This is a genomic window from Flavobacterium cheongpyeongense (assembly GCF_003202435.1).
Classification (GTDB): Bacteria; Bacteroidota; Bacteroidia; order Flavobacteriales; family Flavobacteriaceae; genus Flavobacterium; species Flavobacterium cheongpyeongense.
Window position 1 is genome coordinate 49662 of record NZ_QJHK01000021.1, and the last position, 24733, is coordinate 74394.

Genomic DNA, 24733 nt, shown 5'->3' on the forward strand with positions numbered 1-24733 from the left:
GCAGATAGCTTAAATTATAATTTTTAATAAAATTAATTTACAATAATAGCTTTAGTACCTTTTCCTTTATCTGTAATTATTTCAAAATAATAAATTCCTTTTGAAAGTGAACTAATATTTATTTTATCAGTGTTATCAGTTTTAATGAACTGACCTAAACTATTATAAATATTTATCTTTTTTATAATAAAATTATCTTGTAAATTGACATTAACTATTTCAGAAGCCGGATTAGGATATAAATTAAAATTTGACATTACAAATTGATCAGTATTTAAAAATGGTAATAAGTTAAAAATTCTAATTGCTCCTGCGTTTGCTCCTGTTACATTATCATTATAAGGAGAACCAACAGCTAATTTGGTTCCATCTGATGAAAGTGAAACACCTTCACCATTTCTATCATATTTAGCTTCTCCTTTGATATCAATTCCTAACTTTAACCAGTTTCCTGAATTCTCTTTATACACCATAACAATCCCAGACTCATCACCTTTTTCATCTTTACCAGGAGCGCCTATAGCAATAATAGAACCGTCATTAGATAATGAAATAGCACTTCCAAAGTTAGAGTATTCACCATTTCCCTTTAAACTTATTCCTACTTGGGTCCATATACCGTTTATAAGTCTAAGTAATTTTACATATGATGTTATAATTCGATAATAAGTTATAGGAGCATAATCTATAACAGTATATGGAACGGCAATCGTAGATCCATCAGCAGAAAATGAAAAACCAGAATTAATACCAGTAATTTCATTGCCTAATAATGTCCATGTTCCTGCTATATTTTTAAATACAGAAATAGATTTATTTTTATTTCCAATCGCCATTATCTCTCCATTATTTGCTAATACTACTCTGGATCCAAAGTTATCAGCATCTTGTTTACCATAAAGATCATCTCCAATTTTTGTCCATATATCACCCACATTTTTATAAGCACGAACACAACCTCCTTGCCATTTATTCTGACTATTTCCAGGAGCACCAATAGCAATTGTAGATCCATCTTCAGAAAGTGAAATAGAAGAACCACTATATTCTCCTCCAGCTTTTCCTTTAATGTTTGTTCCAACTTGAGTCCAAATTCCGGCTATATTCTGGTATACCTGGGCAAACCCTGTTTCGTAACCATTTCCAGCACCTTGAGGAGAGCCAACTGCCAATATGCTACCATCTTTAGATAAACTAATACTTTTGCCCTTTTCATCAGGACTATTTCCAATCGAAATTTTACTTCCTAATTCTTCCCAGTTATTCGCTGTATTTATATATACCCTAACTTCTCCTGACCATATAGATTGATCTCCAACAGCTAATATATTGCCATCACCAGAAAGAGATAGACGAGTACCAAAAGAAGAAGCCATACCTGAACTTACAGGATATTTTCCATTAATACTATTGCCAATTTTGGTTTGGCTGTAACTAACTATAGGTAACAAAATTAAAAGTAAAATTTTCTTCATAACAAATTTATATTTCGTGCAAATATATAAACATTTTAACAAGTCAATAATTATTTTTTTTCATTAAATTAAAATACTATTTAGAATAAGTTTCGCAATATTTTAAACTATCTCGATAATCTTCTTAAAATCGTTTAGACCAATCTATTTTTCAATTTCAAATTTTTTTTCTCTTTTCAAATTTCAAAGTTGTTAACATATATTAAATACAACAAAAAGAAAATTTTAAATTTAATTAATTTTTGATGGTTATTATAGTGTGTTAATATGTGGAATAAATTTATTTTTAAAAGTATTGAAATGAAGTTTCTCTTAGTTATTGTGACTTATCAACATAGTTATTTGTAGTTAAAATATTAATTTTTAAGTCTTTTTGAATTTTAATTAACAATGGTTGACAACCAAAATTGAATTCATTTTGTAAATAAGTTGATATGTTGATTTCTGTTGAAAATGGCATTTTTAATATTGATAACTTTTCTAAAAATTACTCAAACTTTATTAGGATTTTTAATTCCGGTTTTGGATTAGGTTTTTTTTTGACACAACCCAAAAAAACTTCTAATTTTCTTTTCGTACTTATTAACAATTTCTGTTAATTTAAAGTTAACTGAATATCAACGAATTACAAACTCCTATTAACATTTCAAAAATTTAATAAAATAAATAAAATTTATTCATTGAAAATCAATATTTTAAGTATTTTTTAAAAATGTTGATAACTGATAAATATTTGAAATTTAGTCCTTTAAAAAGTCTATTTAGCAGAACAATTTTCGGCAGATGTTTGAACATTATTTTTTCTGTACATAAATAAAAAGTGAAAATTAAAGTAATTTATGGAGAACATTTATTTAATGAGTAAATTTGCATCAAGACAACTTAATAGTATTTAAAATGAAAATTTCGATAGGAAACGATCACGCAGGACCGGAGTATAAAAAAGCAATTGTTGCCATGTTAAAAACAAAAGGATATGAAGTAACCAATTACGGAACAGATTCTGAGGATTCTGTAGATTATCCAGATTTTGGTCATCCGGTTGCGACTGATGTATCTGAAGGAAAAGCTGATTTTGGAATTGTAATCTGCGGAAGCGGAAACGGAATTGCAATGACAGTTAACAAGCACCCAAAAGTAAGAGCCGGTTTATGCTGGACAAAAGAAATTGCAGTCTTAATCCGTTTACATAATGATGCTAACATTATTAGTATTCCGGCACGTTTTACCTCAATTCCACAGGCAGTAGAAATGGTTGAAACTTTTCTGAATACAGAATTTGAAGGCGGAAGACATCAAAACCGAATAAATAAAATTGCTTGTCAGTAAATAAGGCAAAAAAATGGGGTGCGAAGCACCAATAAGATAAACAAGCCGGGCAGATTTTAAATTGATCTGGCTTGTTTACTAAAAAAGTATAAATTCAGTCAACGAACTGACTGAATTTATATTTTATCACTTAATTTAAGATAAACTAACATTATCTGGATAAGAAAGATTCCACAAAACTTCACAATAAAAGAGTTTTTACTCGTTTTATGTCTGAAGATTAACATTGCCAAAAACAAACCAATCGAGCCTCCCAAAAGAGCCATAAAAAAAAGAGTGTTTTCAGGAATTCTTCGTTTATTTTTAATGGCTGAATATTTGTCATATCCCGCTATGATAAAGAGGGCAAAATTTATAATTAAAAAATACTGTAATAAAACTTCCATAGGCTTAAAATTAAAACCAAAGATATTATTTTAGCGATATAATTCATTCATTTATACAAATGCTTAATATAGAAATAATTATCTAATTTTCAAATTGACACATTATCTTATTCATAAAATGACTAATATACAATTCATCGCTAAGTCCGTTAACACGGCTCCAATAAACATTCAAAACACAGTAAAACTTTTAGAAGAAGATTGCACGATTCCGTTTATTTCACGTTATCGAAAAGATACAACAGGAAATCTGGACGAAGTTGTAATTGAGCAAATTGCAAAACTTCAAAAAGAATATGAAACAATTGTAAAACGTAAAGAAGCCGTTTTAAAATCGATTGAAGAGCAAAAAGCGCTTACACCAGAATTAAAGCAAAAAGTAGAACAGAGTTTTGATCTACAGGAAATAGAAGATTTTTACCTTCCTTATAAAAAGAAGAAAAAAACAAAAGCCGATGTTGCCCGAGAATTTGGCTTAGAACCTTTGGCAAAAATCATCATGTCTGAAAATGATGTAGATGTTGATTTTATTTCGACGCAATATATCAATGAAAATGTGATAAACGAAGAGGCTGCCATGCAGGGTGCACGTGATATTATTGCCGAATGGATTAACGAAAACATTTATGTTCGTAAACAACTGCGAAGATTATTTCAGCGAAAAGCAACTATCGCAACCAAAGTTGTTAAAAAGAAAGCCGAAGAAGAAGGAGCTCAAAAATTCAGTCAGTATTTTGATTGGGAAGAGCCTTTGACAAAAGCACCTTCGCACCGTTTATTAGCCATGCTTCGTGCAGAAAATGAAGGTTTTGTGAAGATGAAAATTGATGTAGATTTAGACGAAGCCTATGATATCATTGATGAAATTATCATAAAAAAACAAAACAGCACAACAGCCCATTTGCAATTAGCGATTGAAGACAGCTACAAACGTTTACTGAATCCGGCGATTGGAAATGAGACTTTACAGGAAGCAAAAGCAAAAGCTGATGCCAATTCGATTCAGGTTTTTGCCAATAATTTGGGTCAACTATTATTAGCGCCACCGTTGGGCGAAAAACGAATTTTGGCAATAGATCCGGGTTTTAGAAGCGGTTGTAAAGTAGTTTGTCTGGACGAAAAAGGGGATTTATTATACAATGAGACGATTTATCCACATGCGCCTCAAAATGAGGAAGCAATGGCAATAAAGAAAATTCGTTCGATGGTCAATGCGTATCAAATCGACGCAATTTCTATCGGAAACGGAACGGCTTCCCGTGAAACTGAATTTTTTATCAAAAAAATAGCCTTCGACAAACCCATACAGGTTTTTATAGTATCTGAGGCAGGAGCTTCGGTTTACTCAGCTTCAAAAATTGCCAGAGAAGAATTTCCTAATTATGATGTAACCGTTCGTGGTTCGGTTTCTATCGGAAGACGACTTTCAGATCCTTTGGCCGAATTGGTAAAAATCGATCCAAAAGCGATTGGAGTAGGACAGTACCAGCACGATGTTGACCAGACTAAGTTAAAAGAAGAACTGGATGCAACGGTAATTCGTTGCGTAAACTCGGTAGGAATCAACATCAACACCGCAAGTAAACATTTACTAAGTTATGTGAGTGGAATAGGAGAGAAGCTGGCCGAAAATATCGTACAATACCGTTCTGAAAACGGTCCGTTTGAAGACAGAAAACAGTTAAAAAAAGTGCCTCGTTTAGGTGATAAAGCGTATCAGCAAGGTGCAGCGTTTATTAGAATTTCGAATGCTAAAAATCCACTGGATAATTCGGCTGTGCATCCGGAAGCTTATCCGGTTGTAGAGAAAATGGCTAAAGATTTAAAACTTTCGGTAAATGATTTAATTGCCAACAAAGAGAAAACAGCGCTTATTAAGGCCGAAAACTATATTACACCTGAAATAGGTTTACTAACCTTAAAAGACATCATAAAAGAGCTTGAAAAGCCCGGATTAGATCCCAGAAAGTCAGCCAAGGTTTTTGAATTTGATGCCAACGTAAAATCGATTAAAGATTTAAGAATCGGTATGATTTTACCCGGAATTGTCAATAACATTACCAATTTTGGCTGTTTTGTTGATATTGGAATCAAAGAAAGCGGATTGGTTCATATTTCACAATTGAAAGCCGGTTTCGTGAGTGATGTAAATGAAGTGGTAAAATTGCATCAGCATGTTGATGTAAAAGTTACGGAGGTTGATGAGGATAGAAAGAGGATCCAGCTGACGATGGTTTTGTAAACGAAAATCTTCGTATTTTTGTTAGTAATAGAGAAAAAAATGGAAAAGAAAAAAGCAGTTGAACAGATAAATAATGAGCATTCTTATTTCTATTCTTTAGAATTGGATGGGATTAATTGTTTTAAAGATAAACAGACTCTAGATTTATCGGATGAAAATGGTAATTATTCGCCTTGGACAATTATTCTTGGGGATAATGGAACTGGGAAAACCACCTTATTAAAAGTTTTAGATAGAATGCAACCAGATTCTGCAGCAGTGGATCTCAAAAAGTTAAAGATAGATTCTGAAGGTAAAATATTTTTACCTCAATATTTTATTAGTGGGATTGAAGGTACTTTCAGAAATATGTTAAGTGAGTTGAAAGAAAAAAGCATTTCAGTTTCATTAAAATTAATAAACAATGATGAATTTAGAAAAGTTGAGGTTAGTTCAAATATTGATAATTTAGATTCTTTATATGATGAACGTTTCAGTAATTCTTTTCTAATTTCATATGGTGCATCAAGAAGAATGAGTAAATCAACTAGCTTAAAAACAAGCGTTAGTTCTAAATTTACATCTCTATTTGATGATAAGATAGAATTGATTAATGCAGAAGAATGGTTATTACAGAAGGAAACTTTATCAGATTTAGCCGAGCCACAATCGAAAATTAAATTTAAAAGAGATTTAGAATTGGTAAAAAACTTATTAAAAGATGTTTTACCAGACGTAAGTAATATTGGAATTAAGCCAGTAAATGAGCAAAATCCAAACCTCTTAATAGAAGTTCAAACTTCTTATGGATTAGTTAATTTAAGAGATTTAAGTTTTGGATACCAAACTTTAACTGCATTAATTGTTGATATTGCTGCAAATATGATGGATAAATATTTAAATTCTGAAAATCCATTGGCAGAACCCGTCATCATTTTAATTGATGAAATCGATTTACATTTACATCCAAAATGGCAACGAACTGTAATTGATAAGTTGTCATACCATTTTCCACAAGCCCAATTTATAGTTACGGCACATAGTCCTTTAATCGTTCAGGCAGCACAAGATAGAGACGCTAATATTGTTGTTTGTAAAAAAGAAGGTGATAGAGTTATTATTGATAATGATCCTGAAAGCGTAAAAGGATGGAGAATAGATCAAATTTTAACCTCTGATTTATTTGAATTGAGCAGTTCAAAATCAATTGATTTTGAAGAAATAAGAAATGAGAAAACGAGTATTCTTTTAAAAAGTGAATTGACGGATTCTGATAAAGAAAGATTAGATTTTATAAATATAAAACTCAATAATGTTCCCGTTTTTTCATCTAAAGAAGGAATCAATGCTGAAGAATTGATTAAAAAAGCTGCTGAACTATTAAAAAAATAGTTGCCATTATGATAAAGATAACTAAGGATGTAGCTCCTGAAAAATTAATAAAAAATGGTTCAGCTCAAACTATAATTGATTTAAAAGAATATTCGAATAATAAAGCAAAATATGATTCGGGAGTATCAAAATTTGAAGCATTAAATACAATATATAATTCTGATAGTGTTCGGGAAACTTTAGAAAGTGTTCAGAAAAATAAATGCTGTTACTGTGAAACAAAAAGTACCAGAAGCAATAGTGATGTGGAACATTTTAGACCAAAAGCGGCTTACTCTTCAGATTTTAAAGGAAAAAGTATGTATCCTGGTTATTTTTGGTTGGCTTATGATTGGGATAACCTGTTTTTAGCTTGTCAGGTATGTAATCAGATTTTTAAAAATGATTTTTTCCCAATTGAAATAGAGCATACAAGAGCTCAATTAAATGATTTTAAAATTGATAATGAAGTTTCCTTATTTGTTCACCCTTCCAAAGATGAGCCAGAAGACGAAATAGAATATAGGGAAAGTTTACCATTTGGAAAAACTGAAAAAGGAAAAAAAACTATAGCTTATCTTGGTTTTGGTTCACTTGAGCATGGAAAAGAGTTCGGTATTGAATATTCTAAAAAACATAAAATCAGAATTAATAGACTTTTTGAAGAAAGAGAAATATTTTACAGAGAGAAAGCTCAAATCTATAAAACAATAAAATTATTAGAAGCTAAAGAGTTAGATTCAGAAGGAACTCAAGTTTTAAATGAACTTAAAAATATAATTCATAATGCGCAGGAAGTCCATTCAGAATGGTCATCTATGATTAAATGTGCAGTTAGAAATGGATTCAATGAATTTAGTAATTTGTAAAAGACAAACTCCTAAATTTTTACAATTGTAGCTTGGAAATTCTCTTTTTAAAATACATTCTCCCCAATACCATATATTTGTAAGAAATCATTAAATCCCCAAATCATGAAAAAAACAATTTTAATTACAATTGCAGTTCTATTTTCGACTCTTGGTCATGCGAAATTTATTAAAGCCGTGTTGTATATGGAAGACGGAACCAAAAAAACAGGTCTTGCCGAAATGGTCGAAAATGGCGATTCTAAAGTAATTTTTAAAACTGATGAAGCGGCTAAAAAGGAAAAAATTGCCAGTAAGGATGTTAAAAAAATTGAATACACAGATGGCGAAAATGAGTTTCTGGCAGAAAGATTTTATTTAACATCTGCTAACACCTTTAGTGGAAAATTTTCTAAATCAAAGGAGAAAAAATGGTTTTACATTCTGTATGACAGAGATATCAAAATTGGTTGTGTAGATTATGCAGGAACTATGCAATATAATGCTGTAAAAGCTAAAACTTCAGGTCAGTCTGGAGATACAACCTATTTTTTTGGTAAGAAAAAAAGTGATGAATTGTATTTTGGTTTTTTAAAATCGAATGCTGATGTGGCTATCCATACAGAAACAGGTTCTAACATAAAAAAAATGTCAAAAGAGGCGTTTGCAGGTTGTCAAAAGCTTATAAATGCTATTGATAAAGAAGACTTTAAAAACAAAACAGCATTACAACAGCTGATTTCTATTTTTGAAAGAAACAAGTGCAAATAAATTTTATAAAGGATAAAAAAAACGCCCAAATTACAATTGTAGTTTGGGCGTTTCTGTATGTAAAAAATTATTTCAAAATCACTTTTTTGGTTACACTCTTAGTACCATTTGTAATTTTTATAAGATATATGCCGGAAGATTGACTGGCAAGATTAACTTCAGTATTTTCAGAAGATGTTTTTTGTTCTGAAATAAGCTTTCCCTGCGGAGAGAAAACAGTAACTATTGAATTTTCAGGAGCATAAACGGTAAACTTATCAGCACTCGGGTTTGGATAAAGTGTAATCGTTGATTTTTCGATATCAAAATCATCATTTGATAAAGTTGCCGTTGGAGGAAGATAAAAATTGCCTGTCAGCAAAAACGAATACAGTGTTTTTAATGTGTGGTTAAAATAACTGTTTGGCTCGTTCAGGTTTTTTAGATCATTATAAGAGGCATCTAAGTGGGTCTGATTTTCTCCTGCCATAGCGGCACAGGCAAAAGCACCTACAAAAGTAGCGTTGTGCCATTGTCCGGTTGCGGTGCCGTTTTGGTTGTAACCGTCTTTAATATTGGCTGAACCTCCAAGATTAACGCGAACAAAGTCCGATGATTTTTTGGCATAAGATTTTGCATCTGCATTTCCGTACCATAAATAGTCTACGGTAATCCTCCACGGCGTTCTTGCGGCATCATATGTATAGGTTTTCCCCTGATTATTATAGTTTCCAGCCAGAGACGAATATGCTCCCGAAGCTTCACACCAATCAGAAACCAGTCCGCCAACAGCATTATTTTGCGTTAAATTACTATTAATAATGGTATAAGATTTAGCTGCAACCGAATTCCAAAAGGAAGTATCATTGGTAAAAACACCAAAAGCCCTATAATAGGCCGGAGAGAAGTAAGATGGGTTTGTAATCTGACTTCCGCCAAAAGCATCGCCCGGTTTTAGAACAAAAGTATTTGCTTCAACTTCGTGGGTTTTAATAGCAGCAATCAAAGTCTTAGCATCGTTTTTATAATTGATGGTTCCGGTACTTCCCCATTGGTAATCAGCAATAATCAGGGCAAAAGCAGCATCGAGTTCGGCGTCGGTTGCACCATTTTGTCCTATGGTTCCGGAGCAGCCGTTAATTTTCCAGTTCATAACACCGTTACTGTTTACATTGTCTTTGTAATACAGCCAGAGTCCGTCAAAAAGGCTTTTATCCGCTTTGTAAACGCTCAGCAGCATTCCATAGCCAATTCCTTCAGAAACGGTTTCCCAGGAATTATCAAATTTTACCCTGTACCTGCCATTACTGCAGGCTTCTGTAAAATTGGTTTTCCAGGTATCGTAATTATTGGAGGCATCCTGACTATTTTTTGATGTTGCCATTAAGCCATTATTATAAACAACATTGGCAGGGAAGGGTTTTGTTTGTGAATAATTTTCAAAGCATAGAAAAAAACTCACCATAAGAAATAGGTTTTTCATATTTATATAAATTTAGGGATGGTAAAAGTAAGATTTTTTATATAAATAAAAAAAACTGAAATCGTAATTATCATTTAAGTTCCCGAATGTCTATAGTAGCAGTGACAAAACATAAATGTGAAAAAAATAAAGTTAAAAAAAACCAACTAAAATTCATGAATTTTAGTTGGAATAATATTTTTTGTGATAAGTTTATTTAACTTCTTCTTCTTCTTTTTTAGCAGCAGGTTGATCGTCTTTGGCAGCGTTTTTAAATTCTTTAATTCCGCTTCCTAGTCCTTTCATTAATTCTGGAATTTTTTTACCTCCAAAAAGTAATAAAACAACTGCCAATATAATAAGGATTTCTGTTACGCCAAATCTTCCCATAAATAATAAAATTAATGCCGAAGCAATTTATATAAATTTTTGTTGCAAATGTATACAGAATATACGAACAACAAGAGTTTTTGAATTAAAATGTTTGTATATTACAGCGTTAAATATTTTATAAAATAAAAAAATAACTGTTTCGTATAAAATTTCACCCAGACGAACAAGGGTATTAATTAGTATATTTGCGTATATAAATATCCGCAATGACTAAGAAAAAAAAGAACTTTAGAAAAAAATTATTCATTAAAAACCGATTGGTTATTTTGAATGAAGATACATTTGAAGAAATCTTTTCGTTCAGACTTACATTAATGAATGTTTTTGTTGTTTTTTCTTTAGGCGGAATATTCTTAATTCTCATTACTACTTTTATCATTGCTTTTACACCTTTGCGTGAATTTATTCCCGGATATTCGTCTACACAATTAAAAAAGAATGCTTTAGAACTAGCCATAAAATCGGATTCATTGACAACTTCATTAAAGAAAAATGAGGCCTATATCAAATCAATTCAAAAGGTATTGAACGGCAAATTAGAATATGCTAAGTTTAATAAAGACTCTATTTTATCAGAATCTGAGGAGATTCCGGAAACAAATATGAAGGCTTCTGAAGAAGAAATTAAACTTAGGGAAGAAGTTGCCAAAATTGAAAAAGAGTCGGATGAAAACAAAGCAAACAAAAAGTAATAATATCACATAAAATGTCAATTAAATCGATAGCAGCAAAAATATTTGCCCGAAAAATATACAATCAAACAAAGGTGTGGGCTTATAAACCAGTTGAGACACAGCTTAACGTTTTTAATGATTTGATCAAAAACGCAAAAGCAACTGAGTTTGGAAAAGATCATCATTTTGATACCATAAAAACAATAGCAGATTTTCAAAATAATGTTCCCATTCGGGATTATGAAGATTTAAAAACCTATATCGAAAAAGTAAAAACAGGTCAGGAAAATATTCTCTGGAAAGGAAAGCCCATTTATTTTGCCAAAACTTCAGGAACCACATCCGGAGCCAAGTATATTCCGCTTACCAAGGAATCCATGCCTTCTCATATTAAGGCCGCGCGAAATGCTATTTTGCATTATATCAACGAAACCGGAAATGCAGATTTTGTTGATGGTAAGATGATTTTTTTGCAGGGAAGCCCGATTTTAAATGAGAAGCACGGAATTAATTTTGGAAGGCTTTCGGGAATTGTAGCGCATTTTGTTCCAAAATATTTGCAGAGAAACAGAATGCCATCCTGGGAAACCAATTGCATTGAAGACTGGGAAACTAAAGTAAATGCAATTGTTGACGAAACGATTAAAGAAGATATGTCTGTGATATCAGGAATTCCGTCCTGGGTTCAGATGTATTTTGAAAAATTACAGGAAAAAAGCGGAGGAAAAAAAATTAGCGAGATATTCAAAAATTTCAATCTGTTTATTTACGGAGGCGTTAATTATGAACCTTACCGGGCGAAGTTTGAACAAATAATTGGTAAAAAAGTGGATAGTATTGAGTTATTTCCGGCTTCGGAAGGTTTTTTTGCCTATCAGGATTCTCAAAAAGAAAAAGGAATGCTTTTGCTTTTGAATTCCGGAATTTTTTACGAATTCATAAAAGCCGATGAATTTTTTACCGAAAATCCAAAACGATTTACCATCGGCGAAGTTGAGTTGGGTGTAAATTATGCTCTTATTATATCTACAAATGCCGGACTTTGGGGTTATAATATTGGCGATACGGTTCAGTTTACATCTCTGAAACCCTATCGTGTTATTGTTTCGGGGCGTATCAAGCATTATATTTCGGCTTTTGGAGAACACGTAATTGCCAATGAAGTTGAAAATGCTATGAAAGAAGCCACAGCCGGAACGAATATTGTCATAAACGAATTTACCGTTGCACCGCAAATTACCCCAGCGAGCGGATTACCTTATCATGAATGGTTGATTGAATTTGAAAATGAGCCTGAAAATATAAAAACGTTTGTTGAAGCAATAGATGATTCAATGCGAAAACAAAACATTTATTATGATGATTTGATTACAGGTAATGTTTTGCAAAAAGTGGTTGTAACAAAAATTTCAAAAAATGGTTTTCAGGAATACATGAAATCACAAGGGAAATTAGGTGGTCAGAATAAAATTCCAAGGTTGTCGAATGACAGGAAAATTGCGGATAATTTGAAAAGAGAATCAGATTTTTGACAAATCTTTTCTAACAATTTGATAAATACTAATTTTCTAAAATTCAGGATATAATTTTTTATTTTCGTTTAAATTAAATACCTTGAATTATCTTCTCAAAAAAGATTTTAAAATAAAAGACATGAAAGAAACCAAACATATATCCAGATCAAGAGCGCAGGAATCATCTGCAGCAATTGAAAAAATGTACATTACAATGCGCCATCTCTTCAACCGGGGTTTTTATAAACCGATGGGAGTTTCTGGTGACAGCCTGCGCGAATCCTTATTAGCATTGCGTCCTGAAATTTACGGAAATATAGGCGAAGAAAAAGTAGAATTAAACGGACTTTTGTACGTTATAGAACGTCTTCCAATAGGAATCGAACAATGCCGTTTTATCAATTTAACTTCGGATGAAGGGTATTCTAAATCCCATTTTCAGCCGATTGTTCCTCCAAAAAGAAAAAGAAATTGTTACCGCATTGATGAAGAACAAATGAATGTCGAAATTACCCGGGGACGTTCTGATATTTATGATATTCTGACACACTTGACTTTTATTTTCATTGAATCCCATAAAATTAAAAACAGGGTTTTATTAGACGATGGAGGCGAAGTATCGCGTGACTGGTTAAAATTAGAGCAAGCCATAATGCAAACCAAAAAATTGTCTTTGGTCGAAAAAGAAAAAACAATTTCGCATGTGGCCAATATCTTAGGGAGAACTTTTGAAGAAGTTTTAGATATTTATGAATCTTTTGGATCTGAAAACGCCCCGGATCGTTTTCTGCATGTGATTTACTGGCTTGGCAAATTAGCCATTGAAGAAATGATCGACAATAACAAAAGAACGATTACTTTTAGCCCTGTTTTAAGAGAACGGCTAGGACATCACATTCATGGCGAAATCTGGGCAACAAACATTAAAGAGGTTTTAAAGGCAAACGATCTTTTAAAGAGACCAATTCACATTATAAGCGCCAATATGCACAGTGTAATGAATTCCATTTTTGCTACACCATTGCTGAAACCAAAATTCAAGGACAAATCTGATTTTTTTATTTATGAAGAGTTGAGCAAATCTGCAGCTAAGGAAACCAGAGCTATTGTAGAAGAACTGGCTATAAAAAACGGAATGATTTCGTTGCCTGACACTTCAGGAACCAATATCGATGTTCAGATTTTTGATACAGCCAAAATTGACTGGGCCAAAACAGCTTTTCCAAAAACGAAATTCGGTGAAGAAAAACCCGTTATTATTGTAATGGATTATGCATTTGGCGAACAGGCTTATGAAACAATTGACGAGCTTTTGAAACCGTATAAAAAAGAAACGTTATTGAATGTAAAATCAGTTTCGATAATGGGCAAGGCAGGAATCCTGGAAGGAGGAAAAGGAGACATCATGATTCCTTCAGCGCATATAAATGAAGGGACGGCCGATAATTATTTCTTCGAAAATGAATTAACAGGTGCCATGTTTGAAGGAAATGATATTGCCGTTTTTGAAGGCGCAATGGTTACCGTTTTAGGGACTTCCTTGCAAAACAGGGAATTATTAAAATTCTTTCATGAATCAACATGGGGTGTAATTGGCCTTGAAATGGAAGGTTCTTATTACCAAAAAGCCATACAGTCGGCTTCAAAAATCAGAAAAAGTGTGCCACATGATATTAAGGTTCGATATGCCTATTATGCTTCTGATAATCCCCTAGAAACCGGAAGTACTCTGGCCTCAGGAGGTTTAGGAACCACAGGGGTAAAGCCAACCTATTTAATTACAATTAAAATACTGGAACAAATTTTAAATAATTAAATATTAGAAATTTAGGCAGTTATAGAAAAAAAGAAAATGTTAAATTTATTTTGATTGAAAAAAGTAAATTTGCTCCCGGAAACAAATCAATATGAAAAGAATACTTATTACAGGTGCTGCAGGATTTTTAGGATCGCATTTGTGCGACAGATTTATCAAAGAAGGTTATTATGTTATCGGAATGGATAATCTGATTACCGGAGATCTTAAAAATATTGAACATTTATTCAAATTAGAGCATTTTGAGTTTTACCATCATGACATCACAAAGTTTGTTCATATTCCGGGCAACTTAGATTATATTTTGCATTTTGCATCGCCTGCAAGTCCAATTGATTATTTAAAAATTCCAATTCAAACCCTAAAAGTAGGATCATTAGGAACCCACAATTTATTAGGTTTAGCTCGTGTAAAAAAAGCAAGGATTTTAATTGCTTCTACTTCTGAAGTATACGGAGATCCTTTAGTACATCCGCAAACAGAAGAATATTACGGAAATGTAAATACCATCGGACCACGCGGGGTTTATGATGAAGCAAAACGTTTTCAGGAATCCATAACCATGGCATATCATACTTTTCATGGTGTTGAAACCAGGATTGTTCGTATTTTTAATACTTACGGACCAAGAATGCGCCTTAATGACGGTCGTGTAATTCCGGCTTTTATCGGACAGGCACTTCGTGGAGAAGATTTAACCATTTTTGGAGATGGAATGCAAACCCGCTCATTTTGTTATGTAGACGATCAGGTTGAGGGCATCTTCAGATTGTTACATTCAGATTATGTATATCCCGTAAATATTGGAAATCCTGATGAAATCACTATCAGGGATTTTGCTGAAGAAATTATAAAACTTACGGGGACCAGCCAAAAAGTAGTCTATCATCCTTTACCGATAAACGATCCTTTGCAGCGTCAGCCGGATATTACAAAAGCAAAAGAATTGCTGGGTTGGGAGGCCAAAGTCAACCGTGCCGAGGGAATGAAAATTACTTATAATTATTTCAAATCACTTTCAAAAGAAGAACTTTCAAAAGAAGAACATAAGGATTTTTCAAATTATATAAAATAGATGCGGACAAAAACAGGAAAATATTCAGGCTATATCCGGCCATTCTCCTATTTGATAGATCTGCTTATTATCAATTTTTTTGCGGTATATATTGCTCATTTTCCCTCTGATAATATTTTATTTTTACTGGTATTGAATGTAGGATGGATCGGAATTGCTTCAGATTTAGGTTTTTACGAAGTATATCGCTATACCAAAGTTATTTCAATTTTAAATTGTGCTTTAAAACAGGCCTGTTTATTTGGTTTTGTAGTTTTTGCATTGGCTTTTTTTTATGCAAATGAAACCAGCTTTAGGACTTTGGTATTTTATTTATGGTTTATATTTATTCTGATTTTATTCATAAAGTTTTCAATATATTATTTTCTTCAGACTTATAGGGTTGTTTTTGGTGGGAATCACAGGAGGGTTGTGCTATTAGGAAATAATGCCAGCATTTCACCATTAAGACATTTTTTTACTGAAAATCCGGATTATGGATATGAACTCATTCATGTATTTGAATATGAAGAAATAAAAAAAGAACATATAGAAGAAATGCTCGAATTCGTTCTAAAAACACAAATGGACGAAATGTATTGTTCTACCGTGGGTTTATCTGAGGATCAGATGAATAAAATTATTGATTTTGCGGATAGTAATTTAAAGACATTGAAATTCATACCAGAAGGGAATCAAATATTTTTTAGAAATTTCATCTTAGAATATTATGATTATATTCCTGTAATTGCACTCAGAAGTATTCGATTGGACGAAAATTTATATAAAGTAATGAAACGTGCTTTCGATATTATTTTTTCAATAGTAATAATTGTTGGTGTACTTTCCTGGATTCTTCCAATTTTAGGAATTTTAATAAAACTGGAATCAAAAGGGCCTGTTTTATTACGGCAAAAACGTAATGGACTTAACAACAAGGAATTCAATTGTTATAAGTTCAGATCAATGGAAATGAATGATGAAATCTATACAAACCAGGTTTCTAAAAACGATCCCAGAGTTACTAAAATTGGAAGGTTTATCAGAAAAACCAGTATTGATGAACTGCCTCAGTTTTTTAATGTTTTGATTGGAGATATGTCCGTAGTTGGACCCCGGCCACATATGGTACTTTATAATCAGGAATATGTACTTAAGGTAGATAAATTTATGGTACGTCATTTTATAAAACCCGGGATTACCGGTTTAGCTCAGACAAAAGGTTTCAGAGGAGAAATCGAATCTGATTATGATATTATTAACCGCGTAAAATATGATATTTTTTATATTGAAAACTGGTCTATTTTATTGGATTTAAAAATTATTTTAATTACCATTTATCATATTATCAAAGGAGATGAAAAAGCATATTAATGACTGAGTTAGTTTCTATTATAACGCCCACATTTAATGCCGAAAAATATATTCGGGAAACCTTGCAATCGGTAATAAATCAAAGTTATCAAAACTGGGAAATGATTCTGGCCGACGATGCCTCAACTGATAATACGGTTGTTATAATTGAGGAATTTGCTCAAAAAGACAGCAGAATAAAACTCTTTAGATTACCAAAAAATTACGGAAACGGTTTTGCCAGAAACGCTGCATTAGAAAAAGCCAGTGGAAAATATATTGCCTACTTAGATGCCGATGATTTATGGTTTCCGGAGAAGCTGGAAAAGCAAATTCAGTTTTTAACAGCAAATAATTCACACTTTACTTTTAGTTTTTACGATACTATTGACGAAGAAGGAAATAATTTAAACAGAAAAGTTGAATCGCCAAATCCATTAAGTTATAAAGAACTGTTTTTCTGTAATTATGTTGGCAACTTAACCGCCATTTACGATGCAGATTATTTTGGAAAAATTATTCTCGAAACGTCACAAAAACGTCAGGACTGGAGAATATGGCTTACAATCTTAAAACAAATAAAAACGGCAAAACCAGTTCCGGAATCTCTGGCTTTTTACAGAATTAGAAAGGATTCTGTTTCATCTTCAAAATTTAAATTGATTAAACACAATTTTGGTGTTTACAGCCAATTTCACGGATATAATTTTGTGGTTGCTGTTTTATTAATGATGAGGTTTTTGTTTACGCAGTTGGTTCTTAAACCTCTATATATAAAGAAGAATTAATATTTCGTTTTTGAGGTCGTAATTTACAAACTCCAATTTTTGAATTTTATTATATTTGAAACTGAAATTTGCGACTTCAAGTTTTCGAATTCATTTTCGGTAAGTTGATTCTGAAAGTAAAGATTGAGCGTCCATAAGTTTTAATCATAAAAGTATAATTAAAGAAGGGATTTAAATTGTTTTAATTTTCCTCGATTAGTTCTTTCCAGAACATCTTTCCGGGTAAAGCCGAAGTTTAAATTAGGCTCTAAATACAATGTAATTGCTTGCTCAATTTTCTTAATTTGATTGGTATCTAATTCTTTTTCACTTACATATTCAATTTCAAAAGTATCTAATTTGGTTTGTTTGATGATGAATTCTTTTACATTTCCGTCGTCTTCAATAATACTTTTGGTAACATAATAAAAGGTAAGACCGGGAGATTTTTTGCCGCTTGGTAAAATCGCAACATCATTGGTTCTTCCAATAAGCTTTTTTAGAATTGGTTTTTGAGGGGTGCTCTTTTCATCGAGAATTCCAATATCGCCAATTTCATATCTTATGAAAGGATTTGCCTTGTTGAATAAGGAAGTAATTACAATTTTGCCTTCGGTCCCGTTTGGAACAGCATTATTGTTTTCATCTAAAATTTCGACAAATAATGTTTCAGCATTTACCTGCCATTCTCCCTGAGGATTTTCAAAAGCAATTAGATCCAGTTCTGAAGCACCATATTCATTGATTACCGGAAGATCAAATTGTTTTTCCAGAAGCTTTTTATCCGATTCAAACAGCATCTCCGAAGTAACAAAACAACCTTTTAATGTCGGGCAGATTTCTTTTAAAATGATATTTTTATTTTCTAAATATTTGGCAAATAAAACGATCGAACTCGTATAACCATTTATATAATCGAATTTTTTAGTTTTAAATTTATACAGAAATTTCTCCAGAACTTCATCAGATAAATTAAAAACAGGAAAACGGAAACGGCGGCTTAAAAAATCTTTAAAACGTTCTTTTTGATAACCAATAAAATCCATCGGAATACCGTAAAAACGCGCTTGGTACGAATTATTAAAATCAATCCCAAACCACCCGAAACGCATTATATTGGAAGCCCAGGTCAAAGCGTGCGAATATTTATCTTTTGCAAAAACAAACGGCGTTCCGCTTGATCCGGAGGTTTTGTTGAGGTAAATATTTTTTTTAGAATAGCCATTTGAAAGCCTTTCTTCGAGTGGTTTTTGTAAATTTTGTTTGTTCAGAATGGGCAGGTCTTCCCATTTTTCAATTTTTTTGTTTCCGGTTAATTCCTGATAAAAAGTGTTATTTTGTATATGAAAAGTAACTATTTCTTCTTTTTTATTTTGAAGAAATACCAGATAATCGTCTTCAGAAAAATTCACAATCCCATCCAATTCGGCTTTTGCTTTCTTTATTGGAAAGCCATTTAATTGCAGCGAAATATCAAAAATAGAAATCATTAAAGGGTATTTTTCATCAAAAATAATATTATCAAATTACTAATAGAGAAGAATCAGTAACTTTTTAAGATTTAATTATTTTTTCCGTTCAAAAGCAATTATTTTTGCACCACAACTAAATATAACTATACCATGACAATTTTATTATTGGGATCAGGCGGAAGAGAGCATGCATTTGCATGGAAAATGATTCAGAGTCCGCTTTGTGAAAAACTTTTTGTTGCACCTGGAAACGCCGGAACTGCTTCTATTGCTGAAAACGTAGCGATTGCTCCAACAGATTTTGAAGCTGTAAAAGCACTTGTTCTTAAAGAAAATATAAGTTTAGTAGTGGTTGGACCGGAAGATCCGTTGGTAAAAGGTATTTATGATTATTTTAAAAACGATGAGAGTTTAAAACATATTCCGGTTATTGGACCATCAAAACTTGGGGCACAACTAGAAGGAAGTAAAGAATTTGCTAAAGAATTCCTGATAAAACACAACATTCCAACTGCTGCTTATGACAGTTTTACTGCAGCAACAGTAGAACAGGGATGTGAGTTCTTAGAAACCTTACAACCACCATACGTTTTAAAAGCTGATGGTTTGGCAGCTGGAAAAGGAGTTTTGATTATTCACGATCTTGAAGAAGCGAAAACAGAATTACGAAACATGTTGGTTCACGAAAAATTTGGAGCAGCAAGTTCTAAAGTTGTCATTGAAGAATTTCTGGATGGAATCGAATTAAGTTGCTTTGTTCTGACTGATGGAAAAAGCTATAAAATTCTTCCAACAGCAAAAGATTATAAAAGAATTGGAGAAGGTGATACAGGATTAAACACAGGCGGAATGGGAGCAGTTTCTCCAGTTCCTTATGTTGATGCTGTTTTGATGGAAAAAATCGAGACCAGAATTGTAAAACCAACAATAGAAGGTTTCCAAAAAGACGGAATCGAATATAAAGGTTTTGTATTTATTGGTTTGATCAATGTGAAAAACGAACCAATCGTTATTGAATACAACGTAAGAATGGGTGATCCGGAAACTGAAGTTGTAATTCCGCGATTAAAATCTGATTTGGTCGAATTGTTCTTATCTGTAGCAGATCAGAAATTAGATTCTTTTGAACTAGAGGTTGATCCAAGAAGTGCAACTACCATTATGGTCGTTTCTGGTGGATACCCAGAAGAGTTTGAAAAAGGAAAAGTAATTACAGGATTAGAAAATATTACAAATTCTATTGTTTTTCATGCAGGTACAAAATTAGATAACGAAAATGTTGTTAGTAATGGAGGACGTGTATTGACAATAACATCTTATGGAGATGATTTCCAACAGGCCATAAAAAAATCTTACCAAAACATAGACAAACTAAATTTTGATAAGATGTATTTTAGAAAAGATATTGGCTTCGATTTAATTTAAATAATGTACCAGCCCTTTTAATTAAGGGCTTGGTTTTTATTATTTTAAAAATGAATGAGCCGTTGTATCCTGATTTTCTGTTCCGGCATCATCAAAAATGCGTAATTGTTTAATCCAGTATACAATTGCTACAGAGCAGATAATCATGAAAATCCAGTTGATAGTGTTTGCACCAAACCATGTGATTAATTCCAAACGACGTAAAAAGTCAAGAGGAGCAAACAAAATGTTAACGAATAAGTATTGAATTCCTTCGAAAAAAGCTGTCATAATTTTATAAAATTATATGTTATTATTGTTTTAACGCATTGAAATAAATTCGAATGAAGAATCTTTTCAACTTGTTGGGTTTTCCTTTTTAAACAAGTATTATATTTACAGTCACAAAAGTATAAAATATCCTTATGATAACAAGTGTTTTTAAAAAATCTACACCATTAAATTATTCTTTGGTTGTAATTTTAATACTGGTTTTCTTTTTTACGTTTCAAACCCAGGAACCATCATGGATGAGTTCTTATTTTTTGGTGTTTCAAAAAATAAGTTTATTGTGCTTTGTACTGGCTTCTTTTTTTCTGATAAATTTTATCGTTAAGAAGAACGGACTCAGTAAAGACAACGGATACGCAATACTTTTCTATTTATTGTTCATCCTGTTTTTCCCAACAATACTCAATAATGCGAATGTTATATATGCCAACTTTTTTCTATTATTGGCACTCCGAAGATTAATTTCCTTACAATCGTTAAAGGCTTCAAAAGAAAAAATATTCGATGCCTCTTTCTGGATTTTAGTAGCTTCGTTATTTCAATTTTGGAGTGTTCTTTTCCTGGTATTGGTTTTTATTTCCATAATCTTCCATGTATCCAGGGATTATAGAAATTGGATTTTACCATTTATTGCTCTTTTTGCAGTTGCTTTATTATTTTTAACGACATCATTAATTTTCAATTTTGATGCTGTACATTTTATCCGGGAAAGGGCGGTAATTGATTTAAGAATTGATTATTTTAAAAATAATTACGAAAACGGAGCATTTTCAATTTATGTTTCAGTCGTTTTGTTTTTTGTAGTTTTTATGTTAACAACCTTATCAGACAGACCACAAATTGTGCATATTTCATACAAAAAGGTAATCGCTTGTTTTTTTATCGCTGTTTTCGTTTTCATTCTTTCACCAAACAAAAGCAATGATTTGTTGTTGTTCAGTATTACACCTTTGACCATTATGGCATCGAGTAGTATCGAATATATGCAGCAAAAACTAAATAAAGAAATTGTATTTTATGTGCTTATCTGCTGCAGTTTGTTTACTTTTTTCTCTCAATTATAATTTGTTTCCGTAAGCAAGATCGCCGGCATCGCCAAGTCCGGGAGCTATGTAGTTTTTGTCGTTTAATTTTTCGTCAAGGGCAGCAACCCATAAATGGCAGTTTTCAGGAAGGTTTTTTTCGAGATAAGCAATTCCTTCTGGTGCAGCAATGACCACTACAATATGAATTTCTTTAGGAAAAGCATTCTGAACTAATTTTTCATGAACAGCAACAATAGACTGACCAGTTGCCAGCATCGGATCAAGAAGCAAAACAGTTTTATTGTTTAGGTTCGAAAGCGCCTGATACTCGACTAAAATTTCAAAAGCATCATCATTATTCGGATGATGTCTGGAGGCTGAAACAAAACTATTTTCGGCCCAGTCAAAATAATTTAAAAAACCATTATGAAGTGGTAGTCCGGCTCTCAAAATAGAACATAAGACTAAATCATTTTCAATTTCAGTCGTTTTTTTAATACCAAGCGGCGTTTGAATTTCTACGTTTTTATACGAAAGATTTTTACTAAGTTCATACGCCATAATTTCTCCAATTCGTTCAATATTTCTTCGAAAACGCATGCTGTCGTTCTGAATATTTATGTTTCTGATTTGTCCTAAAAAGTGATTGAGCACACTATTATTTTCAGAGATGTTGTGAATTTTCATAATAGGTTTTTAGAATGATTAACGGTAAAGAATACCGGGACGAAAAATTATTGGTTTTTTTCGTACTATAAAAGTATAAAAAGTATCTTTGTATCTCTAAAAAATAAAGACATGTTTTCAAAATTAGCATATTCTGTTTTCGAACAAAGCATCAAAGATTATCACCAATTTGACAGCGTTGATCAACCGATAAACAATCCATTTCCAAAAGACAAATTTGAACATTTATTGTATTTAAAAAACTGGATAGACACTGTTCAATGGCATTATGAAGATATTATTCGTGATCCGCAAATTGACCCGGTAGCGGCTTTGACTTTGAAAAGAAAAATTGATGCTTCTAATCAGGAACGTACTGATATGGTGGAATATATTGATAGTTACTTTTTGCAGAAATACAGTCATGTAAAAGCAAAAGACGGAGCAAAAATTAACTCAGAAAGTCCGGCATGGGCATTTGACAGATTGTCTATTCTGGCTTTGAAGATTTATCACATGAATGAAGAAGCTACAAGAGCTGAAGCTACACAGGAACACAGAGATAAATGTCAGGAAAAATTAAACATTCTTTTGGAACAAAGAACAGATTTATCTACAGCAATTGAAGAATTACTGACAGACATTGAGACAGGAGAAAAATTCATGAAAGTGTACAAACAGATGAAAATGTACAATGATGACGAATTGAATCCGGTTTTATACCAAAATAAAAAATAATTTGGCAGAGTTGTCAAACAACAGAATCAAGCATATAGCCGTCATGAGACTATCCGCAATGGGAGATGTCGCCATGACGGTTCCTGTTTTACGTGCTTTTGTAAAACAGTATCCAGATGTAAAATTGACCGTAATTTCACGTCCTTTTTTTAAACCTTTTTTTGAAGGGATTCCTAATCTGGAGTTTTTTGCATTTGATGAAAGACAAAGACATAAAGGTTTTCCGGGACTTTTGAGATTATATAAAGATGTAAAAAAGTTCAAAATTGACGCTTTTGCAGATCTTCATAATGTTCTAAGATCCAAGGTTGTGAGTTTTCTTTTCGCTTTAAGCGGAAAAAAAAGAGCCACAGTCGATAAAGGAAGAGAAGGAAAAAAAGAATTAACCCGTTCTAAAAATAAGATTTTCAAACCATTACCAACGATGTTCGAAAGACATGCAAAAGTGTTTGAAGAACTTGGTTTTTCATTAGATTTATCTAACCCGGAATTTCCTGAAAAGGCAAATTTGAGTTCAGATATTTTAGAAATTATCGGAAACCAAAATCAAAAATTAATTGGAATTGCGCCCTTTGCACAATATGATTCTAAAGTTTATCCTATTGATTTAATGACGGAAGTTATTTCGAAATTGGCTGAAAATCAAAATTTTAAAATCCTTCTTTTTGGTGGTGGAAAAAAAGAAATCGAAATTCTGGATTCGCTATCACAGCCTTTTGAAAATGTAATAAACATGGCCGGAAAAATCAAATTCCAGCAGGAATTACACTTAATCAGCAATCTGGACGTAATGCTTTCTATGGATTCCGGAAATGCACATATTGCGGCAATGCTCGGAGTAAAAGTGGTAACACTTTGGGGGGCTACACATCCGTATGCCGGGTTTTTACCATTCAATCAAAGTTTTGAAAATGCTCTGACTTCAGACAGAAATCAATATCCAAAGCTACCAACATCCGTATACGGAAATAAGATTGTTGAAGGTTATGAGGATGTTATGAGAACAATTTCCTCGAAAGACGTAATTGCTAAAATAGAAGAACAATTTTCAAAATAAATCTTAGAATTTAAGTTTTTTATAAATCAAGCAAAAGATATCCCATAGGTTTCTTTTTATTTCTGTCAACTACAACTTTAACAAAATGATTTTCTTTTTCAGTAGTGAGTAAAATGTGTTCAAAATTTTCGTTAGCGTTTCTGTATACTTTATATATCAATTCAGATTCCTTAATTTTATTCGATAAAATTTTCGCTGCTTTTAATTCATTTATATAGGGCCAAATATTAAAGAAACTATCATTAGAAACTGATATTTCTGCCATCCCTTCAATCATTGATGAAGTATATTTTTCTTTTGAAAGCTGTTTAGGTGCTTTTTTGTTTCTTCTTTTTTTTATTATAAAGTACACACAAAAAATAGATGTTACTACAAAAAGTAATATAAAAGACAGACGAAGGTAATAATGCATTGCCATAATAGTTAATGTTTTTAAACGTGTTGACAATCAGATATAGCTTTTACAAATTTGTTTTTGAGAAAATAAAATTGCAATAGTTTTTAATCTTAGTACTAAGATAGTAAATTTTAAGAATATTTTTCATTGTTGTCCGATAAATAATTTCGTTTTGTTAAATATTGTATATTTTTAGATACTTAACGAGGTTCTATCTTGCTTTAGCTTGTTTTTTAGTATTGTCATTAGAATTCAATAAATGGAAAATAT

23 protein-coding genes are annotated in these 24733 nt (G+C 32.1%); 15 read left to right on the plus strand and 8 right to left on the minus strand.

Annotation, left to right across the window (positions count from 1 at the left end; translation table 11 throughout):
* Positions 1 to 32: 32 nt before the first annotated feature.
* Entirely contained in the window at positions 33 to 1475 is a 1443-nt protein-coding gene (locus DMB65_RS18665; protein ID WP_110308147.1) for a T9SS type A sorting domain-containing protein, read from the minus strand.
* 897 nt (positions 1476 to 2372) lie between these two features.
* On the opposite strand from DMB65_RS18665, the gene rpiB reads away from it, so the two are divergent.
* Entirely contained in the window at positions 2373 to 2804 is a 432-nt protein-coding gene (gene rpiB, locus DMB65_RS18670; protein ID WP_110308148.1) for a ribose 5-phosphate isomerase B, read from the plus strand.
* Between the two features lie 116 nt (positions 2805 to 2920).
* On the opposite strand, the gene DMB65_RS18675 is transcribed toward rpiB, so the two are convergent.
* Positions 2921 to 3190: a DUF1294 domain-containing protein gene (locus DMB65_RS18675; protein WP_110308149.1), complete on the minus strand. Its 270-nt coding sequence runs from the start codon at positions 3188 to 3190 to the stop codon at positions 2921 to 2923.
* A gap of 118 nt (positions 3191 to 3308) precedes the next feature.
* Here DMB65_RS18675 and DMB65_RS18680 point away from each other — a divergent pair, with 118 nt between their 5' ends.
* The 4 genes from DMB65_RS18680 to DMB65_RS18695 all read left to right on the plus strand — a co-directional run bounded on the left by DMB65_RS18680 (position 3309) and on the right by DMB65_RS18695 (position 8401).
* Complete coding sequence (locus tag DMB65_RS18680) at positions 3309 to 5432, plus strand: Tex family protein (RefSeq protein ID WP_110308150.1); 2124 nt, start codon at positions 3309 to 3311, stop codon at positions 5430 to 5432.
* Between the two features lie 39 nt (positions 5433 to 5471).
* On the plus strand, positions 5472 to 6803 hold the full coding sequence (locus tag DMB65_RS18685; protein WP_110308151.1) for an AAA family ATPase: 1332 nt from the start codon (positions 5472 to 5474) through the stop codon (positions 6801 to 6803).
* An 8-nt stretch (positions 6804 to 6811) separates the two neighbouring features.
* Positions 6812 to 7651 carry an HNH endonuclease family protein gene (locus tag DMB65_RS18690; RefSeq protein WP_110308152.1) on the plus strand — a complete coding sequence of 280 codons (840 nt, stop codon included), beginning with the start codon at positions 6812 to 6814 and terminating at the stop codon, positions 7649 to 7651.
* Between the two features lie 105 nt (positions 7652 to 7756).
* Positions 7757 to 8401, plus strand: a complete 645-nt coding sequence (locus DMB65_RS18695; protein ID WP_110308153.1) for a hypothetical protein — start codon at positions 7757 to 7759, stop codon at positions 8399 to 8401.
* Between the two features lie 67 nt (positions 8402 to 8468).
* Here DMB65_RS18695 and DMB65_RS18700 read toward each other — a convergent pair whose 3' ends face one another.
* Together DMB65_RS18700 and tatA are read right to left on the minus strand one after the other, a co-directional pair.
* Positions 8469 to 9863, minus strand: a complete 1395-nt coding sequence (locus tag DMB65_RS18700) for a glycosyl hydrolase family 8 (protein ID WP_110308154.1) — start codon at positions 9861 to 9863, stop codon at positions 8469 to 8471.
* Between the two features lie 192 nt (positions 9864 to 10055).
* On the minus strand, positions 10056 to 10232 hold the full coding sequence (tatA, locus tag DMB65_RS18705; RefSeq protein WP_110308155.1) for a twin-arginine translocase TatA/TatE family subunit: 177 nt from the start codon (positions 10230 to 10232) through the stop codon (positions 10056 to 10058).
* Positions 10233 to 10441: 209 nt separating this feature from the next.
* Here tatA and DMB65_RS18710 point away from each other — a divergent pair, with 209 nt between their 5' ends.
* The 6 genes from DMB65_RS18710 to DMB65_RS18735 all read left to right on the plus strand — a co-directional run bounded on the left by DMB65_RS18710 (position 10442) and on the right by DMB65_RS18735 (position 17434).
* On the plus strand, positions 10442 to 10927 hold the full coding sequence (locus tag DMB65_RS18710) for a peptidase (protein WP_110308156.1): 486 nt from the start codon (positions 10442 to 10444) through the stop codon (positions 10925 to 10927).
* Between the two features lie 14 nt (positions 10928 to 10941).
* Complete coding sequence (locus DMB65_RS18715) at positions 10942 to 12441, plus strand: GH3 auxin-responsive promoter family protein (protein WP_110308157.1); 1500 nt, start codon at positions 10942 to 10944, stop codon at positions 12439 to 12441.
* Positions 12442 to 12562: 121 nt separating this feature from the next.
* Positions 12563 to 14239: a DUF6909 family protein gene (locus tag DMB65_RS18720; RefSeq protein ID WP_110308170.1), complete on the plus strand. Its 1677-nt coding sequence runs from the start codon at positions 12563 to 12565 to the stop codon at positions 14237 to 14239.
* A 91-nt stretch (positions 14240 to 14330) separates the two neighbouring features.
* Positions 14331 to 15314, plus strand: coding sequence for a UDP-glucuronic acid decarboxylase family protein (locus DMB65_RS18725; RefSeq protein WP_110308158.1), 984 nt, complete (start codon positions 14331 to 14333; stop codon positions 15312 to 15314).
* Positions 15315 to 16667 carry an exopolysaccharide biosynthesis polyprenyl glycosylphosphotransferase gene (locus DMB65_RS18730; RefSeq protein ID WP_110308159.1) on the plus strand — a complete coding sequence of 451 codons (1353 nt, stop codon included), beginning with the start codon at positions 15315 to 15317 and terminating at the stop codon, positions 16665 to 16667.
* On the plus strand, positions 16667 to 17434 hold the full coding sequence (locus DMB65_RS18735; RefSeq protein WP_110308160.1) for a glycosyltransferase family 2 protein: 768 nt from the start codon (positions 16667 to 16669) through the stop codon (positions 17432 to 17434). Before DMB65_RS18730 ends, DMB65_RS18735 begins: the two co-directional genes overlap by 1 nt.
* A 158-nt stretch (positions 17435 to 17592) precedes the next feature.
* On the opposite strand, the gene DMB65_RS18740 is transcribed toward DMB65_RS18735, so the two are convergent.
* On the minus strand, positions 17593 to 18903 hold the full coding sequence (locus DMB65_RS18740) for a phenylacetate--CoA ligase family protein (protein WP_110308161.1): 1311 nt from the start codon (positions 18901 to 18903) through the stop codon (positions 17593 to 17595).
* A 132-nt stretch (positions 18904 to 19035) separates the two neighbouring features.
* Between DMB65_RS18740 and purD the strand changes: the two genes are divergently transcribed.
* Entirely contained in the window at positions 19036 to 20310 is a 1275-nt protein-coding gene (gene purD / locus DMB65_RS18745; protein ID WP_110308162.1) for a phosphoribosylamine--glycine ligase, read from the plus strand.
* A gap of 39 nt (positions 20311 to 20349) precedes the next feature.
* Here the strand turns inward: purD and DMB65_RS18750 are convergent, their stop codons facing one another.
* Positions 20350 to 20580, minus strand: a complete 231-nt coding sequence (locus tag DMB65_RS18750; protein WP_110308163.1) for a DUF6341 family protein — start codon at positions 20578 to 20580, stop codon at positions 20350 to 20352.
* A 134-nt stretch (positions 20581 to 20714) separates the two neighbouring features.
* Between DMB65_RS18750 and DMB65_RS18755 the strand changes: the two genes are divergently transcribed.
* A complete protein-coding gene (locus tag DMB65_RS18755) occupies positions 20715 to 21644 on the plus strand; it encodes a DUF6427 family protein (protein WP_110308164.1) in 930 nt (309 codons plus the stop codon).
* Here the strand turns inward: DMB65_RS18755 and upp are convergent.
* Complete coding sequence (gene upp / locus DMB65_RS18760; RefSeq protein ID WP_110308165.1) at positions 21639 to 22292, minus strand: uracil phosphoribosyltransferase; 654 nt, start codon at positions 22290 to 22292, stop codon at positions 21639 to 21641. The genes DMB65_RS18755 and upp overlap by 6 nt on opposite strands.
* Positions 22293 to 22403: 111 nt before the next feature.
* Between upp and DMB65_RS18765 the strand changes: the two genes are divergently transcribed.
* Together DMB65_RS18765 and DMB65_RS18770 are read left to right on the plus strand one after the other, a co-directional pair.
* On the plus strand, positions 22404 to 23009 hold the full coding sequence (locus DMB65_RS18765; RefSeq protein ID WP_110308166.1) for a DUF4254 domain-containing protein: 606 nt from the start codon (positions 22404 to 22406) through the stop codon (positions 23007 to 23009).
* Positions 23010 to 23052: 43 nt separating this feature from the next.
* Positions 23053 to 24066: a glycosyltransferase family 9 protein gene (locus tag DMB65_RS18770; protein ID WP_110308171.1), complete on the plus strand. Its 1014-nt coding sequence runs from the start codon at positions 23053 to 23055 to the stop codon at positions 24064 to 24066.
* Positions 24067 to 24085: 19 nt separating this feature from the next.
* On the opposite strand, the gene DMB65_RS18775 is transcribed toward DMB65_RS18770, so the two are convergent.
* Positions 24086 to 24484: a hypothetical protein gene (locus DMB65_RS18775; RefSeq protein ID WP_110308172.1), complete on the minus strand. Its 399-nt coding sequence runs from the start codon at positions 24482 to 24484 to the stop codon at positions 24086 to 24088.
* Positions 24485 to 24733 lie beyond the last annotated feature (249 nt).